The sequence below is a fragment of the Pseudomonas soli genome, assembly GCF_900110655.1.
In the GTDB taxonomy this organism is placed as follows: domain Bacteria; phylum Pseudomonadota; class Gammaproteobacteria; order Pseudomonadales; family Pseudomonadaceae; genus Aquipseudomonas; species Aquipseudomonas soli.
The window spans coordinates 928,333-946,260 of record NZ_FOEQ01000001.1 but is presented as its reverse complement, the minus strand read 5'-3'; the positions used below and the strand labels follow the sequence as shown (position 1 = coordinate 946,260).

Annotated in this window: 14 protein-coding genes and 1 pseudogene; 8 read left to right on the top strand and 7 right to left on the bottom strand. The window is 63.0% G+C overall.

The genetic code is table 11. The features are described 5' to 3' along the window. Positions 1-20: 20 nt before the first annotated feature. From BMY03_RS04380 to BMY03_RS04370, 3 genes are all read right to left on the bottom strand, one after another. The gene (locus BMY03_RS04380; RefSeq protein WP_023630301.1) at positions 21-1,538 is read right to left on the bottom strand and encodes a nucleobase:cation symporter-2 family protein; all 1,518 of its coding nucleotides are present in this window, start codon (positions 1,536-1,538) and stop codon (positions 21-23) included. Between the two features lie 261 nt (positions 1,539-1,799). Continuing rightward, positions 1,800-2,171: a PilZ domain-containing protein gene (locus tag BMY03_RS04375; RefSeq protein WP_094010332.1), complete on the bottom strand. Its 372-nt coding sequence runs from the start codon at positions 2,169-2,171 to the stop codon at positions 1,800-1,802. 71 nt (positions 2,172-2,242) lie between these two features. After that, positions 2,243-3,052, bottom strand: a complete 810-nt coding sequence (locus BMY03_RS04370) for a lytic polysaccharide monooxygenase (protein WP_177182874.1) — start codon at positions 3,050-3,052, stop codon at positions 2,243-2,245. Positions 3,053-3,264: 212 nt separating this feature from the next. Between BMY03_RS04370 and BMY03_RS04365 the strand changes: the two genes are divergently transcribed. The 5 genes from BMY03_RS04365 to BMY03_RS04345 all read left to right on the top strand — a co-directional run bounded on the left by BMY03_RS04365 (position 3,265) and on the right by BMY03_RS04345 (position 7,364). Further along, complete coding sequence (locus BMY03_RS04365; protein ID WP_038707324.1) at positions 3,265-5,331, top strand: carbon starvation CstA family protein; 2,067 nt, start codon at positions 3,265-3,267, stop codon at positions 5,329-5,331. A gap of 13 nt (positions 5,332-5,344) precedes the next feature. After that, a complete protein-coding gene (locus BMY03_RS04360; RefSeq protein WP_008094130.1) occupies positions 5,345-5,542 on the top strand; it encodes a YbdD/YjiX family protein in 198 nt (65 codons plus the stop codon). A gap of 78 nt (positions 5,543-5,620) precedes the next feature. Continuing rightward, on the top strand, positions 5,621-6,598 hold the full coding sequence (gene yjiA / locus BMY03_RS04355) for a GTPase (RefSeq protein ID WP_094010330.1): 978 nt from the start codon (positions 5,621-5,623) through the stop codon (positions 6,596-6,598). 113 nt (positions 6,599-6,711) lie between these two features. Then, positions 6,712-7,068: a type II toxin-antitoxin system RelE/ParE family toxin gene (locus BMY03_RS04350; protein WP_201754950.1), complete on the top strand. Its 357-nt coding sequence runs from the start codon at positions 6,712-6,714 to the stop codon at positions 7,066-7,068. After that, positions 7,065-7,364, top strand: coding sequence for a helix-turn-helix domain-containing protein (locus BMY03_RS04345; protein WP_094010329.1), 300 nt, complete (start codon positions 7,065-7,067; stop codon positions 7,362-7,364). The genes BMY03_RS04350 and BMY03_RS04345 overlap by 4 nt, the downstream gene beginning before the upstream one ends. A 60-nt stretch (positions 7,365-7,424) precedes the next feature. Here the strand turns inward: BMY03_RS04345 and glyA are convergent, their stop codons facing one another. After that, the gene (glyA, locus tag BMY03_RS04340; protein WP_094010328.1) at positions 7,425-8,678 is read right to left on the bottom strand and encodes a serine hydroxymethyltransferase; all 1,254 of its coding nucleotides are present in this window, start codon (positions 8,676-8,678) and stop codon (positions 7,425-7,427) included. Positions 8,679-8,877: 199 nt separating this feature from the next. Then, positions 8,878-11,862: pseudogene (locus BMY03_RS04335) on the bottom strand (sensor domain-containing protein); the annotation flags it as partial. Between the two features lie 1,097 nt (positions 11,863-12,959). Here BMY03_RS04335 and BMY03_RS04330 point away from each other — a divergent pair. From BMY03_RS04330 to gdhA, 3 genes are all read left to right on the top strand, one after another. Next, on the top strand, positions 12,960-13,352 hold the full coding sequence (locus BMY03_RS04330; RefSeq protein ID WP_094010326.1) for a hypothetical protein: 393 nt from the start codon (positions 12,960-12,962) through the stop codon (positions 13,350-13,352). A 203-nt stretch (positions 13,353-13,555) separates the two neighbouring features. Continuing rightward, the gene (gene ettA, locus BMY03_RS04325; protein WP_038707327.1) at positions 13,556-15,223 is read left to right on the top strand and encodes an energy-dependent translational throttle protein EttA; all 1,668 of its coding nucleotides are present in this window, start codon (positions 13,556-13,558) and stop codon (positions 15,221-15,223) included. A gap of 289 nt (positions 15,224-15,512) precedes the next feature. Continuing rightward, positions 15,513-16,853 (top strand): NADP-specific glutamate dehydrogenase, encoded by a 1,341-nt coding sequence (gene gdhA, locus BMY03_RS04320; RefSeq protein ID WP_046857193.1) that lies wholly within the window; start codon positions 15,513-15,515, stop codon positions 16,851-16,853. 56 nt (positions 16,854-16,909) lie between these two features. Here gdhA and BMY03_RS04315 read toward each other — a convergent pair whose 3' ends face one another. Continuing rightward, positions 16,910-17,404, bottom strand: coding sequence for a GreA/GreB family elongation factor (locus BMY03_RS04315; protein WP_094010325.1), 495 nt, complete (start codon positions 17,402-17,404; stop codon positions 16,910-16,912). A 68-nt stretch (positions 17,405-17,472) separates the two neighbouring features. Beyond that, positions 17,473-17,826, bottom strand: coding sequence for a hypothetical protein (locus BMY03_RS04310; protein WP_023631415.1), 354 nt, complete (start codon positions 17,824-17,826; stop codon positions 17,473-17,475). Positions 17,827-17,928: the final 102 nt, after the last annotated feature.

Genomic DNA, 17,928 nt, shown 5'->3' with positions numbered 1-17,928 from the left:
GTGACCGTCCTGGTCAGCGATCAGTGTTCGGCAACCGCTTTGCGCCTGGGCGTCTCGTTGCCGTGCTCGTCCAGTTCCAGCACCGGTACCTCGTTGCCCTCGGCGTCGAACAGCTTGCCGTCCTTGAAGTAGTCGCCATCACGCAGGGCCGAAATATCGGAGTACTGGATGGTGCGCTCGTAGGCCGCGGCGAACACCGACTGGTTTTCCGAGTTGCCGGTGGTGAAGTGGTTGAACATCAGGTTCAGCAGAATTGCCATGATCGCCGCCGAGCTGATGCCGGAGTGGAAGATGGTTTCGAACCAGCTGGGGAAGCTGTGGTAGAAGTTCGGCGCCGCGATCGGGATCATGCCGAAGCCAAGCGAGGCGGCGACGATGATCAGGTTGACGTTGTTCTTGTAGCTGACTTTCGACAGGGTACGGATTCCGCTGGCGGCCACGGTGCCAAACAGCACGATACCGGCGCCACCGAGTACCGGGGTAGGCACTGCCGCAATCACCCGGCCCATGATCGGCAGCAGGCCGAGCACCACCAGGATCACGCCGCCGGTGGCCACCACATAGCGGCTCTTCACGCCGGTGACTGCCACCAGGCCCACGTTCTGGGCGAAGGCGCTCTGGGTGAACGAGCCGAAGATCGGCGCCAGGATGCTCGATGCCATGTCGGCGCGCAGGCCGTTGCCCAGGCGCTTGGAGTCGACCTTGGTGTCGATGATTTCACCGACCGCCAGGATGTCCGCCGAGGTTTCCACCAGGGTCACCATGATCACGATGCACATCGACAGGATCGCGGCGATGTGGAAGGTCGGCATGCCGAAGTGGAACGGGGTGGGGAAGGCGAAGATCGGGCCTTCGGTGACCTTGCTGAAATCGGCCATGCCCAGCGACCAGGCGATCAATGTGCCGGCGACCATCGCCAGCAAGATCGACAGGCGCGAAATGCTCGCGCTGCCGAGCTTGCTCAGCAGCAGGACGATGGCGAAGGTCAGCGCCGCCAGGCCGATGTTGGCCATGCTGCCGAACTCTGGCGAGGCGCTGTTGCCGCCCATCACCCAGCGGGCCGCGACGGGCATCAGGGTCAGGCCGATGGTGGTGATGACGATGCCGGTCACCAGGGGCGGGAAGAACTTGGTGATGCGCGAGAACACCGGGGTAATCAGGAAACCGATCAACGAAGCTGCCATTACCGCGCCCAGCACCGCCGGCAGGCCACCGCCGCCCTGGCTGCCAAGAATCGCGCCCATGGTCGCCACGCCCGCGAACGACACGCCCTGGACCAATGGCAGCTGGCAGCCGAAGAACGGCAGCCCAAGGGTCTGCAGCAATGTCGCCAGGCCACCGGCGAACAACGAGGCAGCAATTAGCAGCCCGATCTCCGCCGGCGCCAGGCCGGCGGCCTGGCCGAGGATCAGGGGTACGGCGACGATCCCTCCATACATGGTCAGGACATGCTGCAGCCCGTAGGCCAGGTTGGCGCCGAGGCCGAGGTTTTCGTCCTCGGGGCGCGGGGCGGGAGACGTGCTGGGGGACGTGGTCATTGGAGCAGGCTCTCTGTTTATTGTTGTGCCGCTACTGTAGACAACTAGCGCAAATAATTGCCACTAAAATTGTATACAAAGTTTTGATCGTAGCGTCGTAAAGGATGCATCCAGGGTGCCTGAAACCTGGATGCACGTTGCGTTCCAACCTGCGAGAGGCTGTTCCAGAGGGGTGTGTACAAAGGGGCTGGGAAAGGCAGGAAAGCTGTCTGGCTGGACAAGAAAGCGGTCACAGCCAGATTGTTAGCAGGCTAAGAGATATCATTCTTCGATGAGTTCGCGCAGCTCGCGCATCATTTCGGTGCTGTCCGCCAGGTTCAGTTCCACAAGACGGTGCAAATGGGTCATCGAGTCGATGTCGATGTGCAGGCAGATGAAGCCCAGGCGCGTGGACTCGTCGTGGCGCAGTTCGACCTGCATCCTGACCTGGGTTTTCTTGTCGTTGAGGTGGATGACTGCGTCGAAGTCCTGGGTGGGGTCCGCATCCCAGGGTTCCGGGCGCTCTACCAGCAAGCCCTTAAGCGACAGGTCGAGGAGCTTCACCGGCCAGCGACGTTCGCCCTGGCGCAGTTCGGTAGGGGCATCGAAGGCGATGCGCTGGAAACGGCGGCGTTCGTCGTGGGAGCTAGTCATGGCTGGATCCTCGTCAGATCTTCTGACTATAGCCCAGCCATGGCCGTCCCTTTCGGAGGATTAACCGGAGGCTATTTGCCGCCGACGATGTTCACATCGCTGCAGTTGTAGAAGCCTTCGCCGGCCGGGTCCTTGCGCTGCCAGCGGCTGTAGATGACACGCTTGCCGATGTGGTTCTTGAGATCGACCTCAAGCTCGTAGTACCCATTTACTGGTGGCACGTCGCCGATTTCCTGCACCAGTTCCAGATCGTCCCACTTCAGCGCGCGCTCTGCGGGGTTGTAGCCAGGCTTGGACACATAGATTTCCCAGTAACTGGGGTTATGCACGGCCTCGACCTTGTAGCGCATGTGCACTTTGTTGTCGGCCCCCTTGCGCAGTTCCTGGGTGGCCCACTCGGCAGGTTGGTCCAGGCCGCTCTTGTCGTTGACCAAGAGGTACAGCCAATTCGAATCCAATTTCAACTTGCGCAAAATTTCGAGGAGTGCGTTCCTGACCTTGCTTAGTGAATCCGCTGCCACGACATTGCCCGCCGAGCACAACTGGCCGTCGGGGATAGCCTTCTTGACTTCTTCGATTTTGTCGTACTCGGGGATGTTCTTCGACACTTCGTGCCATTGGATGAACTGATAGGTCGCCTGTTGGGCGTTGTTGTCGAACTTGCGGTAAACGTGTTGGTACGCCGCTTTGCAGCCTGGACTCTTGATACCTGAGCCATCTTCTGGCCAGTGGTAGTCTTGTGCGTTGAAGCAAGCCAGTTGGCGCGCCACGGGTACTTCCATGGCGCCATGCATTGGCTCGATGGGGGCGGCATGGGCAGGTATCGCCGCAGTGGCGAGCAGGCCGATGAAAGAGGTGTGAAGCAGGTACTTGGTCTTCATTGTGAACATCCTTGTGTATTCAAGACCTGTTCAAAATGCACTCTGGACTGTGGCCCGACAACTGGCAGAATTACCAGGTGAGTTGCGGGAACAACGCTCTAGGTCGGAGCCCCTGGGGTAGCAAGGACGCTCATCTGGATATGGTAATGGAGGCGAGCAGGCCCTAGACTCAGAGGGCTGTCTATTCCAACCACTTAAGCTGGAAGCATGCCATGAACAACAATAACAGCCTGCTACGCCATATCCCGTGGCTGGCGCTGGCAGTCATAGGGGCCTGCGCGCTGGGCGTCGTCGCCCTGCGTCGCGGTGAGGCGATCAATGCCTTGTGGATCGTCGTCGCGGCAGTGGCCATCTACCTGGTTGCCTACCGTTACTACAGCCTGTTCATCGCCACCAAGGTGATGCAGCTCGACCCACGCCGGGCCACGCCGGCGGTACTCAACAATGATGGCCTGGACTACGTCCCGACCAACAAGCACATCCTTTTCGGCCACCACTTCGCCGCCATCGCCGGCGCCGGCCCGCTCGTGGGCCCGGTGCTCGCGGCGCAGATGGGCTACCTGCCCGGCACGCTGTGGCTGATCGCTGGCGTGGTGCTGGCCGGCGCGGTACAGGACTTCATGGTCCTGTTCCTGTCCACACGGCGCAACGGCCGCTCGCTGGGCGACATGGTCCGGGAAGAGATGGGCCGCATACCGGGCACCATCGCCCTGTTCGGTTGCTTCCTGATCATGATCATCATCCTCGCGGTGCTCGCGCTGATCGTGGTCAAGGCCCTGGCCGAGAGCCCGTGGGGCATGTTCACGGTGATCGCGACCATCCCGATCGCGATGTTCATGGGCATCTACATGCGCTACATCCGCCCGGGCCGCATCGGTGAAATCTCCATTGTCGGCGTGGTCCTGCTGCTGCTGTCGATCTGGCTGGGGGGCCAGATCGCCGCGGATCCGGTGTGGGGCCCGGCGTTCACCTTCACCGGCGTGCAGATCACCTGGATGCTCGTGGGCTACGGTTTCGTCGCCGCTGTGCTGCCGGTGTGGCTGGTACTGGCGCCGCGCGACTACCTGTCGACCTTCCTCAAGATCGGCACCATCGTCGGCCTGGCCATCGGTATCCTGATCATCGCGCCCGAGCTGAAGATGCCGGCGCTGACCCAGTTCACCGACGGTACCGGCCCGGTGTGGAAGGGCACCCTGTTCCCGTTCCTGTTCATCACCATCGCCTGCGGCGCGGTGTCCGGCTTCCACGCGCTGATCTCCTCGGGGACCACGCCGAAGCTGCTGGACAACGAAACCAACGCCCGTTACATCGGCTACGGCGGCATGCTGATGGAGTCGTTCGTCGCCATCATGGCCATGGTTGCCGCCTCGGTGATCGAGCCGGGCGTGTACTTCGCCATGAACAGCCCGGCCGCAGTGGTCGGCGCCGACGTCGCTTCGGTGGCGCAGACCGTCAGCAGCTGGGGCTTCATGATTACCCCCGAGCAGTTGGAGGCCACTGCCCGCGACATCGGCGAGCACACCATCCTCGCCCGTGCCGGTGGCGCGCCGACCCTGGCGGTCGGTATCGCGCAGATCCTGCACCAGGTGCTGCCGGGCGAGAACACCATGGCGTTCTGGTACCACTTCGCCATTCTGTTCGAGGCACTGTTCATCCTCACCGCAGTGGACGCCGGTACTCGTGCCGGGCGCTTCATGCTGCAGGACCTGCTGGGCAGCTTCGTTCCGGCGCTCAAGCGCACCGAGTCGTGGGGGGCCAACCTGCTCGCGACCGCCGGTTGCGTGGCAATGTGGGGTTACCTGCTGTATCAAGGCGTGATCGATCCGCTGGGGGGTATCAACACCTTGTGGCCGCTGTTCGGTATCTCCAACCAGATGCTGGCCGGTATCGCCCTGATGCTCGGTACCGTGGTACTGATCAAGATGAAGCGTCAGCGCTATATCTGGGTCACCCTGGTACCTGCGGTATGGCTGCTGATCTGCACCACCGCCGCGGGCCTGATCAAGCTGTTCGACCCGAACCCAGCTGTGGGCTTCCTGGCCCTGGCCAAGAAGTACAGCACCGCGCTGGACGCCGGCCAGGTGCTGGCGCCTGCCAAGGATATCGGTCAGATGCAGCACGTGATCTTCAACGCCTACACCAACGCTGGCCTGACGATCCTGTTCCTGGTGGTGGTGTTCAGCATCCTGTTCTTCGCCCTCAAGGTCGGCTACGCCGCCTGGGGCCGCAAAGAGCGGACCGACAAGGAAACCCCGTTCCAGGCCCTGCCTGACGCTTGAGAGGAATGCCGCGATGTTCAACGACCTGGGTCGACTGGGCAAGTACCTGGGGCAGGCAGCACGCCTGATGGTCGGCATGCCCGATTACGACAACTATGTCGAGCACATGCAGACCAAGCACCCGGACAAGCCGGTGATGAGCTACGAGGCGTTCTTCCGCGAGCGCCAGGAAGCGCGTTATGGTGGCAAGTCCGGGCCCAAGTGCTGTTGAACCCGCGACACGCGTGAACCAGTGGGAGCCCGGGCAACCGGGCTCCCACTTTCATTTTCAGCTGCAGGAGACAACCGCGTGCAAACGCCGATTCCCGTTACCGTGCTGACCGGCTTTCTCGGTGCCGGCAAGACCACACTGCTCAAGCACATGCTCAAGGCCGAGCACGGCCTGAGGCTCGCCGTGATCGAGAACGAGTTCAGCGAGGCCGGCATCGACAGCCAACTGCTGGGCGATGAGCCAGTGCAGGTCATGACCCTGGCCAACGGCTGTGTGTGCTGCAGCATCCATGGCGACCTGACCCGTGCCCTGTACCTGCTGCTCGAACGCCTGGACGCCGGCGAGATCGCCTTTGATCGCCTGGTGATCGAGTGCACGGGCCTCGCCGACCCGGCACCCGTGGCACAGACCTTCTTCATCGACGAAGAGCTGCGCGAGCGCTATATCCTCGATGGCATCATCACCCTGGTCGACACCGCCCACGCCGAACTGCACCTGACCCAGGCCATCGCCCAGGCCCAGGTCGGCTTTGCCGACCGTCTGCTGCTGAGCAAGACCGATCTGGTCGAGCCGCAGGTGGTCGATGCCCTGCGCGAGCGCCTGGCGTGCATCAATGGCCGGGCGACGATTCGCGTGGTCGAGCACGGTCGCATCGACCTGGCCGAGCTGCTCGATGTGCGAGGGTTCAACCTCAACCCGGACCTTGGCATCAGCCCCGGGCCCAGCTTGCGCCCGGTCCTCAAGCCCGCCACCCCGGATCGCATTTCGACGCTGGTGCTGCGCACCGAAACACCGTTGGATATCGATCGGCTCAGCGACTTCATGAACGAGCTGCTGGAGGAGCACGGCAAACAGCTGTTGCGCTACAAGGGCGTGTTGAATATAGCGGGTGAAGATCGCCGTTTGGTGTTCCAGGGAGTGCTGAAGCTGTACGGCTTCGACTGGGACGCCGAGTGGAAGGAAGGCGAGCTTCGGGAAAGCGTGATGGTGTTCATCGCCGATGAGCTGCCGGAGGAAAGGATTCGGGCTGGTTTCGAAGCTTTGAGCCACGCCTGATTGGGATACAGCCGACTGTTCGATGCCGCCGTAAGGCGGCATTTTTTTGGCCTCGTTTCAGCGATCAGGCCAGTCGAGGTGGCCGCTTGCAGGAGGTACTTTTTTTGGTACACTTGGCCGCGTCGGATCTAAAAATAAATGTGCAGTTCTTCTGTAGTGCGTTGGGTAATGAGCCCGTGAGGGAGTGGCTAAAGGGCTTGGCACGTGAAGAACGCTATCTGATTGGCATGGAAATCAAGACCGTTCAGTTGGGATGGCCACTTGGCATGCCCTTGGTCAGAAAGCTGGAGCACGGGCTTTGGGAAATCCGTATCGACATGGGGCATGTCGTTGCCCGTGTACTGTTCACGATCATGGATGGCGTGATGTTCATGCTCCATGGATTCATCAAGAAAAGCCAGAAAACGCCTTCAGCAGATCTGGCCCTGGCCAGGCAACGCAAGGCCAGCTTACGGAGGTCAACTACATGAACCCGCATATCGGTTCGAACTTCGATGATTTTCTCGCCGAAGAGGGCATCCTCGAAGAGGTCACGGCGGCTGCGCTGAAACGGGTGATCGCCTGGCAACTGACGCAGGCGATGAAGCAGCAAAAGATCAGCAAGAAGGCTTTGGCCGAGCGTATGCACACCAGTCGGGCGGCGGTCGATCGAGCCTTGGATCAGACAGACGCTGGCATGACCTTGGCAACGTTGGCTAGCGCTGCCAGGGCCTTGGGGCAGCGCGTGGAAATACGTCTCGTACCGGATGTCGCGCCAGCCCGATGAAGTACAAACATGAAAAAGCCCGGCACAAGGCCGGGCTTCTTCATTTCAGGCGTCTGCCAATCAGTTGCCGTACACCGGCAGCTTCTTGCAGATGGCCTTGACCTTCTCACGTACGGCGTCGATCACCGCTTCGTTGTTCAGGTCGGCCAGGATGTCGCAGATCCAGCCGGCCAGTTCACGGCACTCGGCTTCCTTGAAGCCACGGGTGGTAACGGCTGGGGTGCCGAAACGCAGGCCCGAAGTGACGAACGGCGAACGTGGGTCGTTCGGTACCGAGTTCTTGTTGACGGTGATGAAGGCCTTGCCCAGAGCGGCGTCGGCGTCCTTACCGGAGATTTCCTGCTTGATCAGCGACAGCAGGAACAGGTGGTTCTCGGTGCCGCCGGAGACGACGTCGAAGCCACGCTCGATGAATACGCTGGCCATGGCCTGGGCGTTTTTCACGACCTGCTGCTGGTAGGCCTTGAACTCAGGCTGCAGGGCTTCCTTGAAGCAGATCGCCTTGGCAGCGATGACGTGCTCCAGCGGGCCGCCCTGGGCGCCCGGGAAGACGGCGGAGTTCAGCTTCTTCTCGATGTCGGCGTTGGCACGGGCCAGGATCAGGCCGCCACGTGGACCGCGCAGGGTCTTGTGGGTGGTGGTGGTGACCACATCGGCGAACGGCACAGGGTTCGGGTACACACCAGCGGCGACCAGGCCGGCGACGTGAGCCATGTCGACGAACAGGTAGGCACCGACCTTGTCGGCGATTTCGCGGAAGCGTGGGAAATCCAGCACTTGCGAGTAGGCGGAGAAGCCGGCAACGATCATCTTCGGCTTGTGCTCGACAGCCAGGCGCTCGACTTCGTCGTAGTCGATCAGGCCGTTGGCGTCGATGCCGTACTGGATGGCGTTGTACAGCTTGCCCGAGGAGGAAACGCTGGCACCGTGGGTCAGGTGGCCGCCGTGGGCCAGGCTCATGCCCAGGATGGTGTCACCGGCCGACAGCAGGGCCAAGTAGACAGCGGCGTTGGCCTGGGAACCGGCATGCGGCTGGACGTTGGCGTAGTCGGCGCCGAACAGCTCCTTGGCGCGGTCGATGGCCAGCTGCTCGACGACGTCGACGTACTCGCAACCACCGTAGTAGCGCTTGCCTGGGTAGCCTTCGGCGTACTTGTTGGTCAGAACCGAACCCTGGGCCTCCATGACCGCCGGGCTGGTGTAGTTTTCCGAAGCGATCAGCTCGATATGCTCTTCCTGGCGCAGGGCTTCTTGCTGCATGGCTTCGAAGAGCTCGGCGTCGTACTTGGCAATGGTCAAATCACGGCTGAACATGGCGGTCCTCAAGGATCGGGCAGAATTGGGGGAGCATTCTAACCGATTGATTCGCCGCTGGCATATGAAGTGGCATCAAGTCGCGGACCAATGGGCTTCATGTTGCAGGCCGCGTGGCGACTGGGCTGGAGTTGACTTTGAGGTCCGGTTTTTTCCAGGTTGCATGAGGTCTGGTGGGCGCGAAGACCCCGCGCAGCGCCTACTGGAACATGAACAACGTCTCGTTGCTGAACTGGGCCTCGAACTGGTTGGCGGGCATCGGTCGGCCGAACAGATAACCCTGCACCTCGTCACAGCCGTGTTCGCGCAGGAACTCAAGCTGCTCATGGGTCTCCACGCCTTCGGCGATCACCGCCAGATTGAGGCTGTGGGCCATGGCGATGATCGCCCGGGCGATCTGCGCATCCTGCTCGCCTTCGGGCAGGCCATCGACGAAGGTGCGGTCGATCTTCAGCACGTCGATGGGGAACTGCTTGAGGTAGTTGAGCGACGAGTAGCCGGTGCCGAAGTCGTCGACCGCGATGCTCAGGCCCAGGTTCTTCAGGCTGTCGAGGATCTGCATGGCCTCGTTGACCTCGCGCATCAGGATGCTTTCGGTCAGCTCCAGCTCCAGGCACGCCGGCGGCAGCCCCGTTTCGTCGAGGATAGTTGCGATGCGCGTGCCCAGCTGGCCGTCGGAGAACTGCCGGGCGGAGATGTTCACCGACACCTTGGGCACACGCACTTTCTGCTGGTGCCAGGCCTTGAGCTGACGGCAGGATTCGCGCAGTACCCAGTCGCCAACGTCGACCACCAGGCCCAGCTCCTCGATCACCGGGATGAAGTCGCCCGGCGGCACCAGGCCGCGTGTCGGGTGGCGCCAGCGCAACAGCGCCTCGGCGCCGGTCAGGCGCTTGCCGTCGCCGCTGAACTGTGGCTGGTAATAGAGGATGAACTCGTTCTGCTCTAGTGCATGGCGCAGGTCGCTTTCCAGTTCCAGACGCTCCAAGGCGCTGGCGTTCATGTCCGCTTGGTAGAACTGGAAGTTGTTCTTGCCGCGTTCCTTGGCGTGGTACATCGCCGTGTCGGCGTTCTTCATCAACTGGCTGAGCTCGCTGCCGTCCTGTGGGCTCAGGGCGATGCCGATACTGGCGGTGACGAAGAACTCGCGGTTTTCCAGCACGAACGGGGTGACCAGCCCGTCGAGGATGTGCTCGGCAACATGGATGGCGCGGTTGAGGGCCTGCTCGCGGCTGGCCTTGGGCTGCAGCAGCAGGGTGAACTCGTCGCCGCCCATGCGCGCCACGGTGTCGTCGTCGTCGACGCAGGCCAGCAGGCGCTCGGCCATGTCCTTGAGCATGCGATCGCCCGCCGCATGGCCAAGGGAGTCGTTGATCGGCTTGAAGCGGTCGAGGTCGAGGAACATCAGCACCACCCAGGCCTTCTGGCGCTCGGCCTGTTGCAGGGCGGTGTACAGGCGGTCCTGGAACAACGTGCGGTTGGGCAGGTGAGTGAGGGCATCGTAGTAGGCCAGGCGGTGGATGCGCTGCTCGCTGGCCTTGCGTTCGCTGATGTCGGTGAAGAAGCACACATAGCTGGCCAGGTCGCCTTCATCGTCGAGCACCGCGGTGATGCCTACCCACGCCGGGTAGTGCTCGCCGTTGCGCCGTTTCAGCCAGACCTCGCCTTCCCAGCTGCCGCGCTGGCTCAGTTGCTTGAGCACGTAGCCTTGCTGGGCGTTCTGTTGCTGCTCGACGGTGAGCATGCCGGGGAGCTGGTCGAGCACCTCGGCCACGGCATAGCCGCTGACGCGGGTGAATGCTTCGTTGGCCTGGACGATATAGCCGGCCGGGTCGGTAATGAGGATCGCCGAGGTGGAGTGCTCGAACACGGTCGCGGCCATGCGCAGGTCTTTTTCGGCCCGGCGTTGCTGGCTGATGTCGCGGCCCACGCCGAGCACCCCCTCGAAGCGCTCGTGTTCGTCCCACACCAGCACCAGGCGCAGCTCGATGGGGATCTTGCGGCCGTCGGCGCGCAGGCAGTCGAACAGGAACAACTGCGTAGGCAGGGTACTGCGCAACTGGGCCAGTTGCGTGCTGTCGTCCAGCACCTGGCTGACGCGCTCGAGCAGGTTGTAGACACCGCTGAGCTGGGCCGGGTTGGCAATGATCGACTGCCAGCCGTTGGCAAAGATCCAGTCGGCCTGGTAGCCCAGCACCGCCTGCACCGAGGGGCTGACATAGTTGAGCTGCAGCTGGCTGTCGGTGGAGAAGATCACGTCGCTGATGCTCTCGGCGAGCATGCGGTAGCGCTGTTCGCTGTCGCGCAGCGATTCGCTGGCTTCGATCTGCACGGTGACATCCTTGCCCACGCCGATGATACGTGTGACCAGGCCTTCGCTGTCGCGGGTCAGCACCTGCTCGCGGATGTCGTAGCACCGCCAGCCACCGTCGCGATGGCGGAAGCGCAACTGGCAGTGCAGCGACTGGCCATAGCCGGTGTCGCGCTGCTGCTGGCGCAGGGCGCGGTAGTGCTCGGCATCGCCGGGATGCAGGAGCATCTCCCAGAAGCGGTCACCCATCTGTGCCAGCTCCGCGCGGTCGTAACCGAGGGTCTGGCCGAGGTGGCGGTTGCTGAAGATCATCCGCTGGCTGTCAACGTCCTGCACGTAGAGCTGGTCGGGCACGGTACGCACCACGTCCGACCAGAAGCCCTCGCGTTCGAGCAGCGACAGCTCCACCTGCTTGCGGCTGGTGATGTCGCTGATGCTCAGGATTACCGCCTGGTAGTCACGGCGCTGCTGCGGCAGTCGGGCCATCAGCCACAGGTGCAGTTCACCACCGAGCGGGGCGGGTAGGCGGACCTCCAGTTCGAGTTGCTGGCGCTCTTCGATCAGCGCGTCGATCAACTGCATGCCGATACTGTCGCGGCTGTCCCCGCTGCCATCTATCAGGCGCTGCCAGGCGCCAGCGTGGGAGTCGACGTTGAGCAGTTGGCGGGCCACCTGGTTGATCTCGGTGATCTTCAGTTCCGCAAGCAAGGTGCGGCGCAGCTTGGTGTCCAGGGCCAGGCTTTGCTTGAGCGCGGCGCGGTTGCGCAGGTGGTAGCGGTCGAGCTGCCCCGGCAGGCTGGAGAGATCGAGCACGCACAGGGCCACGCCGGTGCCCTCGAAGATTTCCTGGTAGCGCCGACGGTCTTCCTGCAAGGCGCGTTGGCGACGGCGCATGTTGATCAGCGCCAGTACCGGCAGCAGCGCGCAGAACAGCACCAGCACGCATTTGCCGAGCAGCGCCGGCAGCAACCTGTCGCGGGCCAGGCCGGCATCGAACAGGCCACGCAGTTGCCAGGTGCTGTTGTCGATGAAGGCAAGCATCACGCTTTGCAGAGGATCTTCGCTGGTCTGCCGGTGCCCGTGGCGCTCGATGACCTCGCCGCTGCGGCTGTTTTCCAGCAGCCACAGGGGATGGGTGGGGCCGTCAAGGTGACGGGTCAGCTCCTGGTAGTAGTCGCGGCTCAGGCGCAGCAGCCAGTAGCCGCGGTCTTGCTCGGTCGGCTGGCGCAGCAGCAGGTAGAGCCGCTGATTGTCGGCATCGTTGCCATAGAAAAATGCCCTGCCCTGATTCAGTTGCAGCAGGTCGTCAATCAGCTGACGGTCGGGTGAGCCAGCGAGGGTGTCGCTGCGCACCTGCCCGGTGGCGTCAAGCCAGGCCAGGTCGCGCAGGGCCGGCAGGCGGGCCTGCAAGGTGGCGAGCAGGCTGGGCAGGGCGACAGGCGCCGGAGGTTTGACGTAGGGCTGGACCAGGTTCAGTGATTGCTGGGCCTTCAGCGCCATGTTCAGGCTCAGATGGTCGGCCAGTTCGGCACTGGTGGCCAGGCTCTGCTGGCGCAGGTCGGCCTGGGTATGGCGGAACTGGGCGAACAGTTGCCACAGCAGCAAACCCAGCAGAATCAGGGCGAGCAGGGCCAGCGCCCCCTTGAGCGAGCCACGCAGGTGCGCGCCGGCCGTGGAATCGGCAGGACGCAGGGATGACGGTTGCGTGAGATTGGTCAAGCGTTGGGTCCTGCGATTGGGCTGACGATGGCAGGGGTTGCGTTCTCGCGGCATGCACGGCCCGTGCCGTGGCTGCTGGGCGCACTATAAGGCGCACGCGGGAAGCCGACTAGCATGCCTTCAAATATGGCAAAGTGCCAGTCCGCATGTCCGATGCCGACCCGCAGTTGGTCATGCCGGTTCGGCAAGTCCCTGCAACCTGTGCGAGAATGCCGCCCGCTTCATAGTCAACGCATCGGAGATGTACGGTTTTGGTTACCCACTATTCCACCAATGGCCTCGATTCCGCCTGCGGGCGTAGCAGTCAGACGCTGGTCAGCACTGCCTTGGCCGAGGACGTATCCTGCAAGACCTGCCAGCGCTCGCTGGCCAAGCCGGACGCGGCTGCCGCCAGTGCCAACAAGACGCCGTCGCTGGCCGAGCTGCGCAAGTCGGCCAAGGCTGCCGCCGAGCCGGTCGCCCAGGTTGCCGCACAACCCACCGCCAAGCCCACTGCCGCGCCTGCCAAGACCGTGAGCAAGCCGGCTGGCAAACCTGCCCGCAGTGGCGGCTTCAGCGTCAAGTCCGCCTGGGCCGCGCGCCTGGCCGAGCAATCGGACCGTTGCCGCCTGCCGCGTGGCAAGGCCAGGCAGTCGCACGTCTGAGCCTGCGCCAAGCCCGCCCCACCCGTGCCGGCGTGGGCGCGGGCTTGCCCCGCGAAGGCCGCCGGGCGGCCCCGCCATCTACCCCATCTGTGCAACGCCGCGACTTGGCGTAGAATGGCCCACTTTATTCAATGACCCCGTAATCACATCCCCTGGCCAATGCCGGGGCGCGTGTATTTACCTATCTGATAGAGGGCTTGGTTTTGGCTCAATACGTCTACACCATGCATCGGCTGAGCAAGGTCGTGCCGCCGAAGCGGGAAATTCTCAAGAATATTTCCCTGTCGTTCTTCCCGGGAGCCAAGATCGGCGTGCTGGGCCTGAACGGCGCTGGTAAATCGACCCTGCTGCGGATCATGGCGGGCGTCGACAAGGAATTCGACGGCGAAGCCCGTCCGATGCCCGACATCAACGTCGGCTACCTGCCCCAGGAGCCGCAGTTGGACCCGAGCAAGACCGTGCGTGAAGTGGTCGAGGAAGCGGTCAGCGTGATCAAGGACGCCCAGGCCCGCCTGGACGAGGTCTACGCCGCTTACGCCGACCCGGATGCCGACTTCGACAAGCTGGCCGCCGAACAGGCCAAGCTCGAGGCCATCCTGCAGGCCGCCGACGGTCACAACCTCGAGCGCCAGCTGGACGTCGCCGCCGATGCCCTGCGCCTGCCGGCCTGGGAGGCGAAGATCGAGCACCTGTCCGGTGGCGAGAAGCGCCGCGTGGCCCTGTGCCGCCTGCTGCTGTCGGCCCCGGACATGCTGCTGCTCGACGAACCGACCAACCACCTGGACGCCGACTCGGTAGCCTGGCTGGAGCGCTTCCTGCACGACTTCCCCGGTACCGTGGTGGCAATCACCCACGACCGTTACTTCCTCGACAACGTCGCCGGCTGGATCCTCGAACTGGACCGCGGCGCCGGCATCCCGTACGAAGGCAACTATTCGGGCTGGCTGGAAGCCAAGTCGGACCGTCTGGCGCAGGAATCCAAGCAGCAGAGCGCCCACGAGAAGGCCATGAAAGAGGAACTGGAGTGGGTGCGCAAAGGCGCCAAGGCCCGCCAGTCCAAGTCCAAGGCCCGTCTGCAGCGCTTCGAAGAGATGCAGTCGCAGGAATTCCAGAAGCGCAGCGAGACCAACGAGATCTACATCCCGGCCGGTCCGCGCCTGGGCGACAAGGTCATCGAGTTCAAGAACGTCACCAAGGGCTATGGCGATCGCGTGCTGATCGACAACCTGTCGTTCGCCATGCCCAAGGGCGCCATCGTCGGCGTGATCGGTGGTAACGGTGCCGGTAAATCGACCCTGTTCCGCATGCTGATGGGCAAGGAGCAGCCGGACTCGGGCAGCATCGAGATCGGTGAAACCGTGCAGCTGGCCTGCGTCGACCAGAGCCGCGAAGACCTGGACGGCAGCAAGACCGTGTTCCAGCAGATCTCCGACGGCTCCGACCAGATCCGCATCGGCAGCTACGAGATCCCGTCGCGCACCTACGTCGGCCGCTTCAACTTCAAGGGCGGCGACCAGCAGAAGTTCGTCAAGGACCTCTCCGGTGGTGAGCGTGGCCGCCTGCACCTGGCCCTGACCCTGAAGGAGGGCGGCAACGTCCTGCTGCTCGACGAACCGTCCAACGACCTCGACGTCGAAACCCTGCGTTCGCTCGAGGAAGCTTTGCTGGACTTCCCGGGCGCCGCCATCGTGATTTCCCACGACCGTTGGTTCCTGGACCGTGTGGCCACTCACATCCTGGCGTACGAAGACGATTCCAGCGTGGTGTTCTTCGAAGGCAACTACACCGAGTACGAAGCCGATCGCAAGAAGCGCCTGGGCGACGCCGCTGCCCAGCCGCACCGCGTGCGTCACAAGAAACTGGCCCAGTAAGCCGGTTTTTGCTGCACAACGATGGGGCCCTCAGGGGCCCCATTTTTGTGCCTGGCTTTCAGGGATGAGAAGGGCTGCGTGGGAGCGGGCTTGCCCCGCGATTGCTGCGTTAAGGGAGAGCAGGGAGAAAGTGCACTCTCACGAGTACAGCGAGAAACTTGTATACAGTTATAGAAAACGCACCAATTAATTTCATAAAAACGACATTTCGCCCTGTTCCAGTGCGATTGGTTCTTGGTACATTCCCGAAAAAACCAAAAACAATCCCTCTCTTGGTGAGATGTCTACCATGATCGAATCTGTCGACGATTTCCTGGCCCGACTGCAACAACGCGATCCGGCCCAGCCCGAATTCCACCAGGCCGTGGAGGAGGTGCTGCGCAGCCTGTGGCCTTTCCTCGAAGCCAACCCTCACTACCTGCAGGCAGGCATTCTCGAACGCATGGTCGAACCCGAGCGTGCCGTGCTGTTCCGTGTGTCGTGGGTCGACGACCAGGGCAAGGTCCAGGTCAACCGCGGCTACCGCATCCAGATGAGCAGCGCCATCGGCCCGTACAAGGGCGGCCTGCGCTTCCACCCGTCGGTCAACCTGGGCGTACTCAAGTTCCTGGCCTTCGAGCAGGTGTTCAAGAACTCGCTGACCTCGCTGCCAATGGGCGGCGGCAAAGGCGGCTCGGACTTCGACCCGAAGGGCAAGAGCGACGCCGAAGTGATGCGCTTCTGCCAGGCGTTCATGAGCGAGCTGTACCGCCACATTGGCGCCGACCTCGACGTGCCTGCGGGTGACATCGGCGTCGGTGCCCGCGAGATCGGCTTCCTGTTCGGCCAGTACAAGCGCCTGGCCAACCAGTTCACTTCGGTGCTGACCGGCAAGGGCATGACCTATGGCGGCAGCCTGATCCGCCCGGAGGCCACCGGCTACGGCTGCGTGTACTTCGCCGAAGAGATGCTCAAGCGCCGCGACCAGCGCATCGACGGTCGCCGCGTGGCGATCTCCGGTTCCGGCAACGTTGCCCAGTACGCGGCGCGCAAGGTCATGGACCTGGGCGGCAAGGTGATCTCGCTGTCCGACTCCGAAGGCACCTTGTATGCCGAAGCCGGCCTTACCGATGCCCAGTGGGACGCGGTGATGGAGCTGAAGAACGTCAAGCGCGGTCGCATCAGCGAGCTGGCCGAGCAGTTCGGCCTGGAGTTCCGCAAAGGCCAGACGCCCTGGAGCCTGGCATGCGATATCGCGCTGCCGTGCGCGACGCAGAACGAACTGGGCGCCGAAGACGCCCGTACCCTGCTGCGCAATGGCTGTATCTGCGTTGCCGAAGGGGCCAACATGCCGACCACCCTGGAGGCTGTGGATATCTTCATCGAGGCCGGCATCCTCTACGCGCCTGGCAAGGCATCCAATGCCGGTGGCGTGGCCGTGTCGGGCCTGGAGATGTCGCAGAACGCCATGCGCCTGCTGTGGACGGCCGGGGAGGTGGACAGCAAGCTGCACCACATCATGCAGTCGATCCACCATGCCTGCGTGCACTACGGCGAGGAGGCCGATGGCAGCATCAACTACGTCAAGGGCGCCAATATCGCCGGCTTTGTGAAGGTGGCTGACGCGATGCTGGCCCAGGGCGTGGTCTGATTCGATAACTTGCGGCCGCTTCGCGCCGAAAGGGGCGCGAAGCGGCCGCGATGATTTCAGCACTCACCCAGAATGGCCAGTACCTCGATCATCTGGTCCCCCGCCGGCCGTCGCCACAACACTTCATCCCCAGGCCCGGCGCCCAGAAGCGCCTGCCCCAGCGGCGAGCCCCAGTTGACCAATCCTTGGGCGGCATCGGCCTGATCCTCGCCCACCAGTTGCACCTGATGCTCCTGGTCATGTTCATCGACGAACCGCACCAGGCTGCCGATCTGCACCTTCTCCGTGGACGTTACAGCAGGTACCACCTGCGCGCTCTGCACCCGAGCGGTGAAGTAGCGCAGGTCACGCTCGGTATCGGCCAGCCGCTGCTTGTCGGCATCGCCTTCGGCCTGCAGCGCGGCGCGCAATGCATTGAGCGCGGCCACTCGCTGCTGCAACTGTGCCAGGCCGTTGGCGGTGACGTAATTGGGCTGGTCGCTGACCAGGCGCTCGACCGGCTGGCTGGCCTGGGCGGCGGCCTGGTCTTCATTGACGAATGCTCGGCTCATGGTTGGCCTCCTTGTGCTGGAGACCATGGTGGCAGGCTGCGGGTTTCAACAGTTGTCCATTTACGACGTCAGTTGCGGCGGTATGCACGGGCCGCACCTTGGTCTTTCTCCTTCTGCCAGTCGCGGTCACGCTCGTCCCAATAGCGTTCGCGATACTCGCGCAGGTCTTCGTTGGACTGCATGGCGTGGCACTGGCGAAAGCCATCGTCCCAGCCGCTTTCGTACTGGCGGTTATTCAGGTAGCGCGGGACATCCTTGCGGAAGTCGCCGGCCATCAGCCCGGCGGCCTGGCGACCGCTGCTGCAGCCGTCCTGGAAGCCGTCGGCATAGGCGGGCGGGTAGCCCTGGTTGACCATTTGTTCATGGGTGGTTTCGCAACCCGCCAGCAGCAAGAGAAACAAGGCTAACCAGTACCGCGACATGACCACAGGACCCTCGGATTGATACCGCAAAGTCTAGGTCGGGAATTGTTGGCGCGATGTCAAAACGCTGTCGAAGGATTGCATCGGGACTGGGACCGCAAA